Origin of the sequence: Alteromonas nitratireducens, from assembly GCF_040812025.1 — a bacterium.
Classification (GTDB): Bacteria; Pseudomonadota; Gammaproteobacteria; order Enterobacterales; family Alteromonadaceae; genus Alteromonas; species Alteromonas nitratireducens.
In genome coordinates this window covers 14,188-31,605 of the sequence record NZ_JBFNPK010000027.1, presented here as the reverse complement: position 1 = coordinate 31,605, position 17,418 = coordinate 14,188, and the positions used below count along the sequence as shown (strand labels likewise).

General features: G+C 42.3%; 16 protein-coding genes. All 16 read right to left on the bottom strand.

Annotated features, from left to right (window positions below; all coding sequences use genetic code 11):
- Positions 1 to 121: 121 nt before the first annotated feature.
- The 16 genes from AB1N33_RS16090 to yjeH all read right to left on the bottom strand — a co-directional run bounded on the left by AB1N33_RS16090 (position 122) and on the right by yjeH (position 17,366).
- Positions 122 to 2,458, bottom strand: a complete 2,337-nt coding sequence (locus AB1N33_RS16090) for an Ig-like domain-containing protein (RefSeq protein WP_411272588.1) — start codon at positions 2,456 to 2,458, stop codon at positions 122 to 124.
- 278 nt (positions 2,459 to 2,736) lie between these two features.
- Positions 2,737 to 3,087 carry a VOC family protein gene (locus AB1N33_RS16085; RefSeq protein ID WP_411272589.1) on the bottom strand — a complete coding sequence of 117 codons (351 nt, stop codon included), beginning with the start codon at positions 3,085 to 3,087 and terminating at the stop codon, positions 2,737 to 2,739.
- An 89-nt stretch (positions 3,088 to 3,176) separates the two neighbouring features.
- Positions 3,177 to 3,683: a P-loop NTPase family protein gene (locus tag AB1N33_RS16080; RefSeq protein WP_411272587.1), complete on the bottom strand. Its 507-nt coding sequence runs from the start codon at positions 3,681 to 3,683 to the stop codon at positions 3,177 to 3,179.
- A 193-nt stretch (positions 3,684 to 3,876) separates the two neighbouring features.
- Entirely contained in the window at positions 3,877 to 4,236 is a 360-nt protein-coding gene (locus AB1N33_RS16075) for a PDZ domain-containing protein (protein WP_411272586.1), read from the bottom strand.
- Between the two features lie 90 nt (positions 4,237 to 4,326).
- Complete coding sequence (locus tag AB1N33_RS16070) at positions 4,327 to 5,397, bottom strand: alpha/beta hydrolase family protein (protein ID WP_411272585.1); 1,071 nt, start codon at positions 5,395 to 5,397, stop codon at positions 4,327 to 4,329.
- 492 nt (positions 5,398 to 5,889) lie between these two features.
- Positions 5,890 to 6,417, bottom strand: coding sequence for an alpha/beta hydrolase family protein (locus AB1N33_RS16065; protein WP_411272584.1), 528 nt, complete (start codon positions 6,415 to 6,417; stop codon positions 5,890 to 5,892).
- Positions 6,418 to 6,451: 34 nt separating this feature from the next.
- Positions 6,452 to 7,936, bottom strand: a complete 1,485-nt coding sequence (locus AB1N33_RS16060; protein ID WP_411272583.1) for a hypothetical protein — start codon at positions 7,934 to 7,936, stop codon at positions 6,452 to 6,454.
- A gap of 21 nt (positions 7,937 to 7,957) precedes the next feature.
- A complete protein-coding gene (locus tag AB1N33_RS16055) occupies positions 7,958 to 9,376 on the bottom strand; it encodes an FtsX-like permease family protein (protein WP_411272582.1) in 1,419 nt (472 codons plus the stop codon).
- A complete protein-coding gene (locus tag AB1N33_RS16050; RefSeq protein WP_411272581.1) occupies positions 9,373 to 10,074 on the bottom strand; it encodes an ABC transporter ATP-binding protein in 702 nt (233 codons plus the stop codon). Before AB1N33_RS16050 ends, AB1N33_RS16055 begins: the two co-directional genes overlap by 4 nt.
- Entirely contained in the window at positions 10,064 to 11,161 is a 1,098-nt protein-coding gene (locus tag AB1N33_RS16045; RefSeq protein WP_411272580.1) for a type 1 glutamine amidotransferase domain-containing protein, read from the bottom strand. The genes AB1N33_RS16050 and AB1N33_RS16045 overlap by 11 nt, the downstream gene beginning before the upstream one ends.
- A 643-nt stretch (positions 11,162 to 11,804) precedes the next feature.
- On the bottom strand, positions 11,805 to 12,659 hold the full coding sequence (locus AB1N33_RS16040; RefSeq protein ID WP_411272579.1) for an MBL fold metallo-hydrolase: 855 nt from the start codon (positions 12,657 to 12,659) through the stop codon (positions 11,805 to 11,807).
- A 62-nt stretch (positions 12,660 to 12,721) separates the two neighbouring features.
- Entirely contained in the window at positions 12,722 to 13,750 is a 1,029-nt protein-coding gene (locus tag AB1N33_RS16035) for an alpha/beta hydrolase-fold protein (protein ID WP_411272578.1), read from the bottom strand.
- A gap of 344 nt (positions 13,751 to 14,094) precedes the next feature.
- The gene (locus AB1N33_RS16030; RefSeq protein WP_411272577.1) at positions 14,095 to 14,874 is read right to left on the bottom strand and encodes an MBL fold metallo-hydrolase; all 780 of its coding nucleotides are present in this window, start codon (positions 14,872 to 14,874) and stop codon (positions 14,095 to 14,097) included.
- Positions 14,875 to 14,957: 83 nt separating this feature from the next.
- Positions 14,958 to 15,401 (bottom strand): GNAT family N-acetyltransferase, encoded by a 444-nt coding sequence (locus AB1N33_RS16025; RefSeq protein WP_411272576.1) that lies wholly within the window; start codon positions 15,399 to 15,401, stop codon positions 14,958 to 14,960.
- A gap of 148 nt (positions 15,402 to 15,549) precedes the next feature.
- Positions 15,550 to 16,134 carry a flavodoxin family protein gene (locus AB1N33_RS16020; RefSeq protein ID WP_411272575.1) on the bottom strand — a complete coding sequence of 195 codons (585 nt, stop codon included), beginning with the start codon at positions 16,132 to 16,134 and terminating at the stop codon, positions 15,550 to 15,552.
- Positions 16,135 to 16,136: 2 nt separating this feature from the next.
- On the bottom strand, positions 16,137 to 17,366 hold the full coding sequence (yjeH, locus tag AB1N33_RS16015) for an L-methionine/branched-chain amino acid transporter (RefSeq protein WP_411272574.1): 1,230 nt from the start codon (positions 17,364 to 17,366) through the stop codon (positions 16,137 to 16,139).
- Positions 17,367 to 17,418: the final 52 nt, after the last annotated feature.

The following is a 17,418-nucleotide window of genomic DNA, read 5'->3' as shown; positions in this document are numbered from 1 at the left end:
TCTAACTTACTTCAGGGTGTACCGGATGTTATTTATTAGAAAAAGTACTTAATTATACTTTGCGACTTAGACGGAGAGTCTAAACTAACCCCGTAAAAACGGGGTTAGTTTCATAATGTATTTACTCAGATAATGGTAAATCTTGTAATGTCCAATACATAACGCGTGGCCTAATTTGGAAATTGTTATTGGTTGAAGGAACAGCATACTGCGCTGCAAGTTCAGTTGAAAGTATGTTGTATTCGTAGCCGGTAAACACTCCATCGCTTTCATAAAGAGGCACTATTACCCGTAAATTACAGGGCTCCCCTTCAACACAAGCACCGCTCGAATAATCTGCCGCTTTTCCCAGCTCAATGTGTAGCTGATTATTTTTTACTTGCCATGTTCCAAAATTAAACGATTCACCAGTGAAGACAAACCTGCCGGTACATACTGCGCCGGGTTTCGCCAGAGAGTTCACGCCGTCACAAGTAAATATAGGCGTATAAGAAGTATTACCTTCCTCTAACTTCCAGCCAAACCAGGCTCCAGGCAACCGCTGCCGATCTTTCCACTCTTTATTTCTAGAGTTAACTGACGACAGGATCATATCATTGGTGGTAGATGTTGACGTAAACTTGTTCACTACACCATCGCCTTTTACCGCTAAAACCGATGCCATTCTGTCATATCGCTTAGACGGTTCCCCTGTACTAAAAGAAACCAAAACAGAAAAAGCACTTTCTAATTCTCTGACAATATGCAAATTCATTTGGTTAAAATCACTCTCAGAAGACGGATTTGTAATTTTAACAATAAGGGTTTTGTTGTCGTCAGACAAACTCCAGGTTCGAATATAGTTACTATAAAGTCCTGCCAAAGTGTCAAAACTACCATCAGGGTTTAATGTAAACAAATCGCTATCAATGGCCGAGCCCTTGACATCAGGAAGGACCCACTCCTGCGTTTGAGATAGATCAAAAGCTGCTTGGCTTTGTATTAGGTTGTCGCTGTTTAAAAAGCGTGATGTATATTGACCGTCGGTAATCGTTGGATTTAACGTTATTCCCTGGCACGGATTATCTGGTACCTGTCTGGAGAACGAATCAACAGTTGCGGTAAAGTAGCTATCAGTTTGTTCAAGAATAGTAAAACTTTTAATACCCAGGTAGGTTGTAACATTTACCAAACCCGGGCACCCTTGCTGATTCCATGTATCTAATTCCGCTTGATTATCGAGTAAAGAAGCAATCGGTCTGTAAGTTGCGTATTGATAGTGTCCACTCTCTTCAGGATCAATTACAGTTATAACACTGCCTGATATAGAAGTTTCTTTCTCGGTATAGGTAAAATTATCTATTACTTCTGCTCCATCCTGCACTAAGTAAATCATATTATTTGAAAATTCTATATTAAGTGACGAGATTTGCGTCATAAAGACTGGAGCATCAAATACACGCATATATCGACCGGCTAACGGTTGAGCAGTAGGCATAATATCTGGGTCGTTCAAAGTGGCTGCGATGGCCTGGCTTATTGGACTATTTTCACCTTCAGAAGCTGAACTAATAAACTGCTCGAACGCTGCAGTATCTGCAACAAATTGTTCTATCGTGCTGTATCCGTCAGGTAAGGTAAAATCAGGATCATCAATCAAAAGCTTTATGGCTGCTGTAGTTTGTATTAGCTTTTCAGCATCGAGCGACACTTCGGCCTCTGCTAACTGTGATGCAGTAAGCACATGCTCCCCGACAACCTGTTTGAGAAGCAAATCTTTTGCCGTGGTAACCTGGGTAATTTGTAATGACGAATCTTGCTCACGACCAACACTATTATCTTCTTGCCGTAAAGCCAATAAATCTGTTGCCTTGGCTGTTAAACTGCTTAACGTAACATAACCCTGATTGTTACTATCAGCACCTTGCGCACTAAGCCTTATCAGTTCATCACCCAATGCTGTAGTCAATAATAATGACAGTTGATAAAAACCTTGGTTATCGGCTGTTGCCGTGTAGGTTTCACCATTAATGCTTACGCTAACTATCGCATCTGCAATTGGAGAATCAATAACCCTGCCGCTTAAATTAAGCGATTGATGCCCATTAACAATTACATTACCAGTCGCAGTTTGCGAGCCACTTGTCACTGTGTAATCAAAACTGTCTGAGCCTAAAAAACTTGTACTAGGAACATATCTAATTTTATTGTCGACGATAGTGGCTTCACCTTTAGACGAGCTAGTAACTGATGTTAGCGTAAGCCCACCACCACTGCCGGCAGTGTCATTCGCCAATACATCAATATCAATAACCGCATCGTTTAACGACACAGCGGAGTCAGCTAATACTATCGGCGCTGTTGCCGCAGGAGGTATAATTATTTCCTCTTTCGTTGAACCTCCACCACAGGCGGCCAACACCGCGACCGTAATCGAAGATAACATCACACGTGAATGATTTTTATAATTATTAAGCATTTAATCTCTCCAGACCTTTTTATGTTGCTGTTTTACAGAGCAAGCTCTCTTAAATAGCAACCATCAATTGCATAGCTTTTATCTAACTTGAAAAGCCTTTAACGAATCGTTGAAAAAAATCACTGAATGCTCAAAGAGTCACCCAAAATTCATTTAGAAGCATTAGAAGAGAAATAATTGTGAAAACATGAAAACGACTCACGTGAGTCGCTTTCATAATTAATTGAAGAGTTCATCAATTGATAAAATGATGTGGATAGTGAAAACCTATGCAAAACTTAATCAGAGAAACATATTTTATTTTTATCTAAATCTCTGACATAAGCCGAATAGCGTGGGCCACGCTGATTAGGTATACCTTCACAAATAGCGCCTAACTCAATGGCTTTGTTATAAAACCTTTTAACGTCTTCAGCTGAGCCAACGCTAAAACCCACCATAGTTCCGTTGCCATTGGTTGCAACGTTATCATCGAACGGTATCGCTACTGCAAAGGCAAATCCTTCACCCAACCAATAAGTCATTCTTTCTGACGGCACAATTTTATGTAGCTTGGCATTTTCAAAAAGCGCATCGTAAAATTGAGTCGACGCTTGCATGTTATTTGTGCCAAAAACAAAATAATTCATTTTCAAAACTTATTTCTCCTTTGATAACCTAAAGCCACTTAATACTGATTTGTGGCTATTCAAAGTCACGACATTCCCGAAACAACGGGTTATAAAAACTCAGCGTTGCTTAATTCATTGACTGATTTAATAATATGCACGGATTTAGCGGCAGACATTAATTGCAATTTTCCTGAAAATTCTTTATTCCAAAATTTCGGGCAAAGCTTCAAGACTTTATAACTTGCCAAAGTGCCTTTAATCGCAGAGCTACCATCCGGCCAACCTTCTGGCTTTACAAAAACGCTTTTCAGTAGCCGTTTAGTCACAAACCAGTAACTGGTGATATAAGGGAGGTCAATGTAAATCAAGGTATCAGCTTCTTCTAAGCGCTTATAAAAAGAGCCAATAGGACCAAAGCCATCCATAATCCAACAATCGGATTTTAAAACTTCTTCATGCTTAGCATCGAATTCGTTCCTGTCAACAAAGGCTCCATCTTTGGTGTAAAGCATTGAGTCAAGTTGATAAAGAGGTAAGCCGGTTTTATAAGCAAGCAGTTTGCTTAATGTTGACTTTCCGCTTCCGGGCTTGCCGAATACTGCTACTTTTTTCATTTCTTACCTCGTGAAATGCTGGGATAAAGCTTTAAAAGTTTGCGTTTGAGCGATTTGGTAATACAGCGAATGACAAACTATTCGTATGACTTTGCTCTTTTCAATGTGAAATTTTCGAAAAATTTTAAAGTGTATTTAAGGAAAGTGACCATTTTGCTTAACATCAAATCATAGAAACTTTCATCCTAAATCACTATTCCGCATAACCGGACAGTTTCCTCCCGAGTAAATGTAAGTTCTCTTCACTTCCATCCAAGTTCTTAACTCGTAAACGCAGTACCTCTCCAGCTTTTTTATTCATAATTTTCTTTGCTTTACTAGCAGAGCAACCAGGAATGACACATCCATCAATCTCAAGCACCTGTTGGCCAACTTTTACTCCTGCCAGATCTGCGGACGAACCTGAATGCACTTCTATAATTTTAAATTGCTTTATTGTCGGGTTGAGAAACCCTTCGACAGATACATCAGCACCAAAACCAAGCCCACCATTGGCTAGGCAGCTAAATGAAACAACCAGAAAAGCAAAAATAAAAGACTTAATCGGCTTCATAAAATACTCATTTAGGTCACTACAAAGTTATTGGGTGGGATTCCTTCAGCCATTGTGTTTCTAAAAGCTGTAGGCATGATTTCAACTTAACTACCGTAAAATCCAGGAACTTATACTTTCGGCAAACCCAGGGACAAAACTTTTCTCTAGTTGAGAATATTCTGCTCTTTGTCCGGTTACCGCCGCTTGAAAAAAATGGTTGGCATTATCAAAGGTTTCAAATTCAAAGTGCGTTCCGGATCTAAGTAACGCTCTGTCCATAACATCTTTATTTTGCGCAATCGTAACCTGAAGGTCTTTACCACCGAATAATGCCAATACTGGAATTTGAAGCGACTCATAGTCTTTCGCAGTGTCGTGATACAAAAACGAGGTAAGAGAGGGCAATCCATAAATGAGCTTGTGTTCGCTGGTGGTTTGGCCAACCAGCTCTTCCAGTTTACGGGTATCTACATCTATTGATTGAGTAAGCAATGCCTTGCGTGTGGCCTCTGCAAATGTCGCCTCGGCAGAAGATAAATCCTTATTTTGATTGATAGCCCAGAGAAGCCCATTGTGAGCCTGAACTACCGACTCAACTAAAGACGGAGCCAGGCTTTTATCTAAATGTTCCTGGCGCACTTGATACAGTAAGATATCAATAAGCGGAACGGATGGAGGCCCCATCAGCACTAACTTTTTAACATCGTTACTTTTAGTTGCAACATGAGCTGCAACTATACTCCCCTGGCTATGTCCAAGTAAGACAAAGCTTTCAAATCGAAAACGTTGGTGTTGCTTTAGATAGCTAATTATTTTAAGTACGTCTGATGCATGATCATTTAACGTGGATTGGCCAAAGTTGCCAGTACTAGCGTCAACACCTCTATCATCAAATCGAAAACTGGGTATTCCAGCGGCTTGAAGCTGACCTGCTAGCTCTTTAAATACTTTAAAGCCATCCAACGTTTGATCTCGTTCCTGAGGGCCGCTGCCAGACAACATAATTACCAATGCATCTGTCGACTTAGATTCTGGCAATGCCAAGGTGCCAGCAATAACCAAGTCGTTATGTTGAATAATAAGTTCGTGCTCGCCCCGCTGGCTCGCCGACACACCAAAGGTGACCCAAGAAAAAACAACTATGAACAGTGCCGGTAATACATATTTATATCGCATCATTAAAGGTACCTTGGAAAAGTAAATTTGCCCCTTGCCGTTAGCAAGGGGGTGACCTATTAGCTTTATATTGTGATGTTCTGGCAATGAAATATATGTGAAATGCGTTGGCGGTAGTTAAGCGGAATTACATCCACAAATTTAAGTTATCGACATAACTTTCAGGCAGGATATGGTTGCTATCAAATGTATAATGACGCTTGTTATAGCCCGGTAACGCTTCAAATAGTAATTCGTTTTCTTTTTTTGAAGCATATTCATCATTACTAGAAGAAAAGAGCCAAAATGCGCACTATGCCAAATTAGGCATAATATTTTTTGGCGATACGATAGCGGTTTTATCTCCCGCAAAAGGAGGGGCAACAGCAGCAACTTTCGATACACGTTGATCAACTGCGGCTAACAACAAGCCAATATGGGCGCCCATACTGTAGCCTGCAATTTGGACTTTAGTATTGTCGAATTCCGACGGTTCTGTAGCCAGTCAATCAACACTCAGAGGTCTTTCACAGTATCAACAAGCATGTTTTCATATGGCTCCCGTTTGCCCCATCGATGCATGTCGCTGATAATGTTGTTTACCGATTGCTTGGGATCCTTACGTTTACCATGTTTGCGGGCATCAATAGCAACAACTGCATAGCCCTTTTTGAGTGCAAGCTCGGTGATTTTATGCGTATTTTCGACAGTTTTTCTGCCGCCGATGCTATCTTTAAACCAACGTTCATGGCTTCGCCCCATAGCATGCATTCCAATGAGGACGGGAATAGATTCAGCTGTGTGCTTAATGTCTGCTGGGAGATGGAGCTGACCGTTCACGTTCTCACCATCAAAACTTTTGTAGGTAAATGAATAGCAGCAACTATCCAATTGACTCTGCACCAAATCAATTGGATCCGGTTGCACATAACTATATCGCTCGCTGATGTCTTGAGAACTAACGTGGTAGGGCTTAAGCCCATAGACTGAATACCAGCTAGTGGCAATGACAAGAACAACCAGCCCAATCGTTATCAGAATCACTAATGAACCTCGTTATTTAATAAGGTAAGGTAATTTATTCACTCTCTCCGTCGCTGAGAAAGCTAACAATTCTAAGGTCATAACCGCCTTTGGATTGCGGGGTGCGGATAAGTAATTCCAGAATGCCATCCTGGTTTAAATCCAGTACGTTAAGTAAATCAGGATCTGCGGGCAGATCTGCTGCTACCTTGATAGACTTCCCCTTGAGCCAGCCTTTGCTGCTACCGGAAACTAACTCCAACTTATTCTTATCATTTACGTATAACAAATCATCAAAACTATCACCGTTGAAGTTACCTGCACTGATAAAAACACCATAATTTAAATTGTGAATATCCAGCTTAAACTCGGTTTCTCGTTTTACCACAGGTTTGTCTGCATATAATCCTGAAGCCTGCTGCGGGAACACTGAAATATCCATGTCCACCCCGCCGCCCATAATAACTGACATAAAACTTCCTGCTCCAAGCTCACCACTGAGTAAAGTGGCATCACGTAACTTATCACCGTTAAAGTCAGCAAACAGTAAGGTAACCATTTCCCCTGGTTTCTTTATAAAACCGTGGGTGGCAGAAAACCCTAAAGCTTGTTCTTTATCCCGCTTACCATACAACACCCGAATGCCGTTGCTGCTCTCGGTCGTGCTTTTACCATATTGCTTTTCAAACAACAGCGCGTCAGGCAAGCCGTCAAGATTAAGATCTTCGAACCGATGGAATTGATAGGCTGTCGATGCGGTGAACTGTGCTCCCCTTTGCTCTGACAGCATCACCGGCAACAGCAGTGGCACTGATTTACTGTGATAGCTGCCGTCGATTTTCTGTAAGAAGGTATCAATTTTGGTTTTTCCGGCTATCACAATATCGGAGCGCTCATCACCATTGACGTCAAAAATCTTAATATCTGCTGGTAAGGCAAATTTCAGTTCTGTGCTATCAAATTCTTGCGGCTGAATGTGCATATCAAGCGCAAAGTCGAGTGTTTGATTGTGAAAACTACCGTCTTCTTGTTGCACAGCCAGGCAATGCTGCAAAAAGCCGGGGATTAGAAAATCGGAGAGTCCATCTTCATTGACATCGAATACCACAGGCAAAACACTAAAGTTGTTGGAGTCAATTCTGGCATAAACATGATGACATTCAACCAACTTAGTTATGTTGCCATCTTGAAGTTGATATAGTCCATCACGCCCTAGCAACACTAATTGTGAGCGGGGCTCTGCAGCAGGCTGCCCTGCTAAATTTGCGACATTAAACCCCTGATAAAATGCAGTCGGCAATTTGTAATTACCCACCACACTAGTCGCACTTGTATTAACCAAGGTGAGATGCGGCTCGGCTGAGCCTTGCAACATGCCGCCGACGACGAGAATAGGCTCAATACCTGCTAACACGGCCATTTGGCCGTCACTTGCCAGGGGCAAATGAATCGGTCTTTCCAGCTTTGCGTAAGTCGCTGCACTGAAAAAAATAAAACTAAACGATAAATAAGTTATCGACTTACCAATAACCTGAAACATACTACTCCCCATCTTCTCTTCCTAATTATTTTGCAATAACACAGTGATCGACTTTTTCGCTTGGCTGCCGCTTAACCATATTGCAGATATGGCTGTACCAAGCGTTGCCATAACAATATTTATTAATAACCAGGTCCAATCAGCGTGATAAACAATACCAAGTTGGACTTGATACACTTCGCGGATCAGGTAGTGAGAACACACTGCAGCGGGGAAAAAAGTAATAAATGAGATTACTAACCACTCAAAACTAATCAGATGCCAAAAATCTTTATTGCTCAGACCTAAGCTAAGGATCAATCCGTTTCTATACTGAACATCTCGTGCCGAGCTATTCATTAGGTTTGTAATGAGCGATGCAGACAATAAACTGATAAAAGCGCTAAAAATCAACACTATAGTCAAAACAAGATAGCCGAACTCCTGCAGCTTGCTCCCGTGCACTACATGGCGGCTATTTATTTGGCTTAATTCGGATTCGACAAGTGATATCGTTGGATTTAATACGTGTAAGATGTCATCAGTTATGCGTAGCGACAGAATTAAGATAGTAACGCTCAGGCAAACAACAATTATATAGGGCAAATTGCCGTCGATACGTTTGCTTACCATACCAACTGATAGATAAAGCAACCTCCATTTACTAAGAAATTTTCTTTTAGCGACGAGTAAAAAAAGCTTTGTCGTTACAAATAAAAACAACAAGCAAACAAGCGTCAATCCGATAAGAAACGAGGTAATCTGCCAGTTGCCAACATAAAAGCCTGCACACAACAGTAAGCCTGAAATAACAAATGCATATAATCCCCATGTTGACTCTCCCTGGTTAGCGTTGGCATTAATCAGGTTGCTATGCTGTAGTTTTAGAAAAAAAATAACATTAGAGAGTTGGGTAATTGCATAGGCAAGAAAGCACATCATTAAAACATCAAGCAGATAACGCGATTCATAATGACTCGACAAAGGAAAGCTAAAAGCGTTGGCCGCCGAGCATAAAACCCTCCAGGTAATGATGCTAAGTGCAGCAGCAAAAATTAACGCCGCAGTACCTATAAAAGTAAGTATCACGATATGGAAGAGCACACATCGCCGTTTTGAAACACCATTGACTAAACAAACCGTAAACAGATATGTATTCGAAACAGCTAATCTTGAACCGATAAAGGTTAAGGTTATCCCTCCCAATACGAACAACGACAGCGCGATCAAATCAATAAAGGCCTTTGCCATTCGAACGGCATCAGCTAGTAGATGACCTTTCTCCTGTGCTGCAAATACAAGCGACAAATTATCCGCCAGCAACTGCTTAACCGGGGCTGCAGATAAATTGATAACAGCAAGAAAGTAAGCAATTGAAAACAGGGTGAGGAATAAAAATAGCGTATCCCTGCTTTTAAGTTGGATCCTAAATAAATGCCAAAGGCCCCGTAACGCACTCATGCCGCTGATGCCTCGCTACTTGCGGCCAATTTAACACATCTATCAACCTGTTTCGCCAAATCAATGTCGCGTGTTGCAAGAATAAAGCTCGTTGCCGACGTTTTGCAGAATTCATTAATTAAGTCAACCATTTGCACCGCGTTGCCCCTGTCGAGATGACTGACCGGTTCGTCCGCAAATAGTATTTCTGGCTCAGATATCAAAGCCCTGGCAATGGCAACTCTCTGCTGTTCGCCAGTGCTAAGTGACGTTACTGACACCCGGGCAACGTGCGCCAAACCGACCTTATCTAGCCAGACAAGAGACTTGTTTAATGCTTTGCTATCGCCCCTTAGGGTGAGCGGTAACGCGACGTTGTGCATCGCATCAAGCTCAGGTACCAGATAAAACTGCTGAAAAATAAAACTACAGCGCTGACGGAACCTGGCAACATCTAACGCCTGTCCACTTTTACTACAGATAAAAGTTACCTTGCCATCAGACGGCTTTCGCAACCCGGCTAAAATAGACATCAGCGTCGACTTTCCACTGCCTGAGTCTCCAACAATAGCCAAACGCTCTTCCGACTCAATATGCATTGAGAACTGCCGAAACAACTGGCGTGGTTCCGCTGCATGCGATGAAAGCTGATGACTCATATTTTCAAGATGTACCGAAGTTCCCATACGCTGTATTTTTGCCTCTAATTTAGCCAACATCTGCCAACCTTGAAGCAACACGCAACAATTCAAATAGGTCTAACGCTTCTGACCATTGACCTTTCTTTGATGAAACGAAGATGTGTATAGCAATCAAATTACGCGCTAAGCTTGTTTTCTCATCAGCAGATAATGCTTCCAATGCAGAGACCGCCCTATCCATGCCGTGTTGTTGGTAAATGCCCATTACGTTGACTGCCAACTCTTCACCCGTAAGCTCGCGCGCGGCCGGCGTTTCACCTAACGCAGTTACCACAGCATCAGCCAGAGCCCACACAGACCACGGGTTTTGCCCACTGATTAATCGCCCGTCGATGGCAATTTGCTCCAAATAGTCCGGACCAACAACCACTTTTGCTCCAGCATTACGTAATTCGTCCTCAAGCAGTAAGCCAAAAACTTGTTCCGCTTGCGGGATCAACAGCAATTCTTCAGCGTTTGAGAACCCCGTTATGCGCTTACCAGCCAGAAGCTGACTACCATCAGCTAACTCCACTCCCAACAACGCGGCAGGGCCATGACATACCGCGGATACTACGGCCCCCCTGCTCCAGCTTTCAGAGATAAGGCGTTGCAGGCTGGCGTTATTACGAAAGTCAAACATAGTGCCCTTACCGCCAACCAGATAAAGCGCATCATAATCTTCCACTAAAACGTTACTTATTTTCAGCGTGTTACGAACCTTATCCATCGCTTGGCTATCATTTAAAAAAGCATAATCATAGGCTCCCATATCATCTTCATCTTGCACGTATGTTGCAGCCCCTCCTAGCGGACTCGCAACGTCAACATCGTAACCATTTGCGATAAATACGGCATAAGCCCTGGCAAGCTCAGTTAACTCAAAACCGGCTTCTTTGGTTTTAAAACCATCTTTTGTCGGCACTTGCATAGACGGTGTACTGGTAACAATAGCCAGAACCTTTCCTTTAACAGCGGGCTTACCCGCTAGGTAAGACAGCTGTGAATAAGTGGTTTTGGTTAGGTTTTCAGGCGTGGACCAGTCTAAATAGCTTGCAAAAATTGCTATCGCTCCCACACAAAGCAACAGCACAGTAGCTAAACCAACAACTATCTTTTTAAGCATAAAAGCCTCGTTATCAAAATACTTAATAAGGCGACTATATAGCCACTGGCGTGAAGTGCGTGTGAATTGCCCAACAAATTAAATGGACTAGTAGGGAGTTATTGAGGGTATAGAAAAGAAAAAAGCGGACAGCGTTATCGCAATCTCTTGAGTCCCTCAAGAATTTCTATTGCTTTCATCTGAGATTCTAATTGGTTCTTACTTAATCCAGCAGTCTGATTAAACTCGAACGCCCCTTTCATAACGCTAAGGAAATCTGCACTATCCTCAGAGCTCTCATTCATACTCAGAGGTTTTACTATTTGCATTGCCACATCTGATTTAATCATGCCGTTAGATACAAGAGTGCTTGCGAGCTCGCCTCGCTCGGAGCGAGAAATATTATTTACATCGAATTTATCCGCAATTTCTTGCCAAGCGCTTTCAGCTATTTTAGCGCTCGCACTAATGTTGACTTTGTCATTCTGTAATAATCTATTTTCAACGCCATCGCGATTATCAATGTTATCGTTTTTTCAATTTTTGTGTTATTTTTAATAACAAACGCTGCTTGATTATTAACCAGCATAAGTCATACCTTTTAAAAGATTCAAAACTGTTTTATTTCACTTTTAAATTATGCTTTTAAAACACTATTAGGAAGTTACTTCTCGCTTAATACATCTTTGACATAATGCACAAGATATTCTTTCTGAAAGTCGTACGCATTAAGGCTGCGAAGTAAGTTATGTATAGATTCGTCAGAGGCAATTTCCTCTGGTTTAAATTTTTGCTGTGAGAGTGCAAAAACCTGATCCACAAACTTGGTATATATATCAATTAACTTCACTAAATCATTCTTATTGCCGTGCTGTTTCGATGACCAGTTTCCCGGGAAAATCTTGGTTTTATCATCAACAAGTTCGAGCATATTTTTTAACGCCGCAATATGTGCCCGCGGGCCGTTTTTGCCTGAGTAGACTATCCAATCAAATCCAACGGCATCGCCTGCGAATATCACGTTGCTTTTATCAAGCTTTAGCAGCATATGATCTTCGGTATGAGCTTTTGTCGGGATTGCAGTTATAACGTCAGACTTAAGATTAAACGCGCGTTCTTTGGAGATAAAAATGCTATTGGCAAAGGCGTTTGGAATTAGATTCTCGCGGGCAACTAATGTTGCACCATTTTCAACGAATAGCCGGCTGCCATTGTACTGATAGTAATCACCATCCAAGGCAAACACGTATTCAATTTTCTTCTCGGTAATGCCCTTTAGCAGTGCTTGTACATGCGAAGAGTAGTCTCTCATCATCGCCGTTATCAGTGCAGCATCGTGCTCACCAATCACCACCGCAAAATTTATTTTCGAGTTGCCATAATCCTGGCTTATTACATAGAGATTATCGTTTAGTTTTTCTACGTTAAATAAGCTTAAATCCAGCTCTTCGGCAGCGAATGCTCCCGAGGTAAAAATAAATAGCCAAAGCGCTATACGAATACCTTTGGTAAAACCCATATAATCCTCATATCAAAATAAATAACATTGCTCTACCTTGCCTGTTCAAGGTTCAAAGCACACTAAAACATATTTTTAAAGTGCTCTCTGATCTTTAAGGCCAAGCTAGCGTTACCTGCGTGCTCAACCTCGCCAGCAATTTGGGCTATAAAGTAGCCTTTATGTTTTGATGCGCTTTTTAACCAGTGCTCAGAGGCTAGTTCAAGCTTTCCTGCATAGGTGTAGGCCTTGGCAAGTGAGGTATGTAAATCAGATTCCTCCTCATCAGAGGCCTTAACGCTATATACCTGTTCCCTCTGTTTAAAGAATTGCTCGACGTTCGCCGTGGTCCAATGTGATGCACTCATTTCTGTATAGGCTACAGCTCGATAGTCAGAAAACACGGCCAGCAAACCATGTCGCAATGATGGAATAAAAGATGATTGATGTGTTTCGCCAGATAATTGTGTAATTTGTAGATTTTCAGACAGCTTTTTCTCTGCCCAAACAGATGCAAATTGAAACTCAAGACGTCGGTGTTCATTACCAAAATAGATACGCAACTTAGGCAAAGGCGCTGCAATCTCGTCCGGTTTAACGACATAACTGGTGTTATCAAACACCGGCGATAAACTCAGCACGTCGGTGAGTTCTGTTGCATGCAGCCCTAGCTCGGCTGCTACCCAACCTCCAGTATAGGAAAAACCAACAGCAACCTGTTTGTTGAGGGTTCTATAGTTGGCTTGAATCTCTGGTTGCAATTCAGCCTGAAACCAAGTCATCAAGTCATCTCGTTTAGCATTGACTGTCGCATATAAAGACTCAATTTTTATGTTAACGATGATAACGTCCGGAAAGCTATGCTGTGCAGCTAACTGCTCCAGCGCTAACTTGGCTTCGGCAAAATAACTACCTAAATAAAATGGCGCGCTATCAAACAAATACACAACCGGATATTTTTGCTCAATATTCTTATCGTATGAATCAGGCGTAATCACCTCTGTAGCAATCTTCAATTTCGCTTTGCTATCAACTTCACTGGCTATCGTTTGAACACTAGGAAGAACTAACAATAATAAATATAACGGCAATCTTTTTATGGCTTTTAGCATCAACTTATCCTTGGGTAATAGACTAACAACTCGCATCAGGAGCTAATTCACAGTGAAACAAATTAATACACATTTGCCAGCTCGTCTTTTGCATGGAAACTAGCAAAAAAAATGTGAAATAAATGCGAAAGCATGAATGAGTCAAAGTAAAAAACGTTGTTAAATTAATAAATTGCTTCTTACACTGATGAATGACAATCAGAAGTTGATAGTGACAAGCAGAGCGTTATATGGGACAAAAAATGGCGTGCACCAATAAAAGGAATTGAAAGACTACAAGCCAAATTATGTTCTCAGGGTATTAATTCAATTTGATGGCCTAGTGTTAAGCTCTACTGCGATCTTTACGACTCGCGCACTAAAACTTGCAGTGTTCTCTCGATGAAACGTTCAACCGCCCTTTCTGGCAGTTCGGTGCTGCTATTTGGATTAAATGTGCGCAAAATCTTATTCAGTTGATCATCTTGTGTCATTTGAGCGACTGATTTCCCGGCTTTGTTTAATTCTTTAACCCGTTCAACCCAGAGCAAGGTATTTTCTTTATAACGTTGCAATTCACGCTTGCCAGTGTGTTCACCATGCCCCGGAATAATCAACGTTTTTTCGTCTGAAACAGCAAGAATAGCGTCAATTGCGCTGACGAAGCCTGCAAGCCCTCCTGCATAAAACGTTGGATGCCAGCTTGTATCGTATATATCACCGACAAAAATACTATTGCTACTGCTGTGCATGATGACAGTGTCAGCGGGGCTATGAGACTTTAGCAACAAGAGACTGATATCAGCACTGACTGCAGCCGAATTAAGTTCAACTGCGCCTCTTTCAATAAAATAACTATTTCCTCCCGTATGATCTTCATGTGCATGGGTATTTAATATAAAGACCTTTTCATGATTAAAGTGGTCTGCTATGACTGTTTCTAGTGCCAAAAGATTGGTAAGGCCAGGCATAGGATCTATCAGAATAATTCCATTTTCGCTTCGTATAACACCCATGTTGGTATTGTAATCGTTAGCTCTAAGCAGGTAAGCATCATTAGACGATGCATCAATCGAAATCGTTTGAGCAGCAGCTTTTATCAACGAACACGCCAATACCAATGTAACTAAAAATATGGTTTTCATTTAAACTCCAATTAGTGAAACGATCAAGAACGGCTTATTAGCGAATAACCCAGTGACTTATATACCGGTGCATTACACTTTTCTCAAAGCGGTAAAAAGTAATAATGAGTATCGGAACTTTTCAGATAGCCCAAAGATTCGTATAAATTCTGAGCAATGTTATTTTCTCTTGAAGTTTCTAGCTGGATGCCTTTTGCACTCTGGCTTAACGCAAAGTCTTTCGCTTTATTCATTAGATGAGTTGCAACACCCTTACCACGTGCTTCAGGAACTACGAATAGGTCATTCAGAGTCCACACCGGAGCAAGAGACACTGACGAAAAACTGGGATACAACTGGATAAAACCAACTGCCTTTTGCGCATCATTAACAGCGATGAAAATGACTGACTCTTTGCGCGTCATGCGCGCTTCCAGGAAAATATGAGCGCCTGCCAAGTCACTATTTTGAAGATAAAAAACCCTGTATGCATCAAACAAAGGCGTTACCTTTTCCAGATCACAAATGCCCGCTCTGGTTATTCTCACTTTACCTCCTCCCGCATTCGCAGTTTTTAAACTAAAGAGCATATCTTGCGCGCGTAAGTAACGTTCCGATAATAATCATCGAAGCATAAGAACGTGACAGAATCACTCATAGCTAGCCATGCCGAGCTTCGATATAACTTAATTAATCTCATTGATTTTTAGATGGTATCTGGCCAAACGTATCTCTACACAAAATCGCAACGCGTCTACCCAGATATTTTGCAGTTTTTCTATCTGTTTGATGCACATGCCTTCCTACAACATGAGCTACAACGCCAACCTGACTTCCTAACCGGTTTACCTCATTGCTGGTATAGCCATGCGCCGCATCGATGCTTACCCACAACATGCCATGTTGACATGCCAGGGTGAAAAAATAGTGCAACGTGCTGGATTGGTCGCCATTAGGTGCGCTGCCACAGGTAAAGCCGGCTGCCAGCTTGTCGGCCCACAACTGTTGGCACCATAGCTCGCTGGTGGCATCGGCAAAGGCTTTAAATTGACTGGCCGCCCCGCCCATATAAGTTGGCGAACCAAATATGATAGCATCACAGCCACCAAGGCGGGTTAATACTGCCTCGTCCGCAAAGCGTCCGCCCGCAAGCTGATGTTTGGTGATACGAAAACGCTCTGCGCTGGCGCCGTCAACTGAACACACCCCCTGTTCAATCTCATGCGCTAATAGGTCAGTTGCGCCAGTTGCACTGAAATAAACGATGCCTACTTTAGTCATAATTACTCCGCTGTGGCTAAACGCTGCCGTTCTCGTAGTGTTAACACCGCCCAAATACCTACCAGACATAGCAACGCATAAACCATCTTAAGGCCTATTCCCCACATAATGCCGCATAACATCAATAACCCGGTAACAACCAGAGGCCTGTATTTAGCATTCAGTAAACGCCAGGCTGACGCTAACGTGGCGATATAAATAAGCACAAAGACGCCATTTGCCGCAGTGATTAATGCTTCTAAATCGAGGTTTAAAACAAAAGTCAGCAACAGCATTGCGGCGTTAATAAGCAAAATAAACATAATGGCAGTCGTAGGAACGTCCTGCGCGTTTCGTCTTGCTAATACCGTTGGCAAGATCCCCTGCCCGGCAAAGCTGGCTAATAAACGCGATATGCTTGCCACGTATACATTTACAGTTGCCAGCCCGCCAGCCACACCCAAAATACCTATTGCCAGAGCGCCCCAATTACCCAGTTTCAACTCCGCCACGCCCATAATGGCAACGTCAACCTTTGTTGGGTTGTGTAAAATAAGCCCTGTGGTCGCGATATAAATACCGCCAACTATCAAACAGCCAATCACCATTGCCGGTAGAATGTCGCGAGCAGGTTTTCGAAAGTCATCGGCTAAATGGGTAATGGCCTCTAACCCAAGGAAGCTCCAGAAAGCGATGCCGATGCCGGCTAGTATGGGGTGAAGATTAACATCAGGTTGTACCCAGGACGACAACGCCTGTGATGGCGGCACAAATAGCAGCACAGTAATCAGTGTCACTACCGCAGCAGAAATAAAGAGCTGCACTAATGCAGATAACTTAAGACCACGACGATTTAATATAAACAGCAAAACTAATGCTGCCAGCTCACACAGTAATAAATAGCCGCCGGAAATTCCTGTTAAACCGCTGAAGAAAGTAAAGGTTATGATCATCGCGGCCGGTGCCCCAAAAGGTACCACGAACAAAAACAACAACCCTAAACTGCGCCCCCACTGAATGCCAAACGCCTGCTCAACAAAATGCGCTAGCCCCGTCGCATGGGGATGGGTTGCCGCCAGCTTGCCCATAACCAGTGCGACAGGAATAATCATCAAGGTGAGCAACAACCAAACCATTACACTATCTGCACCGGCGCTACTTATCGTTAGCTGCGGCAAAATAAACACGCCGGTGCCAAGTAAGGTTGTTGCTACCAAACCTGCGCCTTGCCAACGGGAAATTTTATTAGTCATGTCTTAGTTTCCGATAAATTACCTTGGTACCAGTATTAGAGTTGTTAGCAGT

Excerpts from the sequence above, each read along its gene's own strand:
- AB1N33_RS16090 (WP_411272588.1), bottom strand. The coding sequence starts at position 2,458 with ATGCTTAATAATTATAAAAATCATTCACGTGTGATGTTATCTTCGATT.
- AB1N33_RS16085 (WP_411272589.1), bottom strand. The coding sequence starts at position 3,087 with ATGAATTATTTTGTTTTTGGCACAAATAACATGCAAGCGTCGACTCAA.
- AB1N33_RS16080 (WP_411272587.1), bottom strand. The coding sequence starts at position 3,683 with ATGAAAAAAGTAGCAGTATTCGGCAAGCCCGGAAGCGGAAAGTCAACA.
- AB1N33_RS16075 (WP_411272586.1), bottom strand. The coding sequence starts at position 4,236 with ATGAAGCCGATTAAGTCTTTTATTTTTGCTTTTCTGGTTGTTTCATTT.
- AB1N33_RS16070 (WP_411272585.1), bottom strand. The coding sequence starts at position 5,397 with ATGATGCGATATAAATATGTATTACCGGCACTGTTCATAGTTGTTTTT.
- AB1N33_RS16060 (WP_411272583.1), bottom strand. The coding sequence starts at position 7,936 with ATGTTTCAGGTTATTGGTAAGTCGATAACTTATTTATCGTTTAGTTTT.
- AB1N33_RS16055 (WP_411272582.1), bottom strand. The coding sequence starts at position 9,376 with ATGAGTGCGTTACGGGGCCTTTGGCATTTATTTAGGATCCAACTTAAA.
- AB1N33_RS16050 (WP_411272581.1), bottom strand. The coding sequence starts at position 10,074 with ATGTTGGCTAAATTAGAGGCAAAAATACAGCGTATGGGAACTTCGGTA.
- AB1N33_RS16045 (WP_411272580.1), bottom strand. The coding sequence starts at position 11,161 with ATGCTTAAAAAGATAGTTGTTGGTTTAGCTACTGTGCTGTTGCTTTGT.
- AB1N33_RS16040 (WP_411272579.1), bottom strand. The coding sequence starts at position 12,659 with ATGGGTTTTACCAAAGGTATTCGTATAGCGCTTTGGCTATTTATTTTT.
- AB1N33_RS16035 (WP_411272578.1), bottom strand. The coding sequence starts at position 13,750 with ATGCTAAAAGCCATAAAAAGATTGCCGTTATATTTATTATTGTTAGTT.
- AB1N33_RS16030 (WP_411272577.1), bottom strand. The coding sequence starts at position 14,874 with ATGAAAACCATATTTTTAGTTACATTGGTATTGGCGTGTTCGTTGATA.
- AB1N33_RS16020 (WP_411272575.1), bottom strand. The coding sequence starts at position 16,134 with ATGACTAAAGTAGGCATCGTTTATTTCAGTGCAACTGGCGCAACTGAC.
- yjeH (WP_411272574.1), bottom strand. The coding sequence starts at position 17,366 with ATGACTAATAAAATTTCCCGTTGGCAAGGCGCAGGTTTGGTAGCAACA.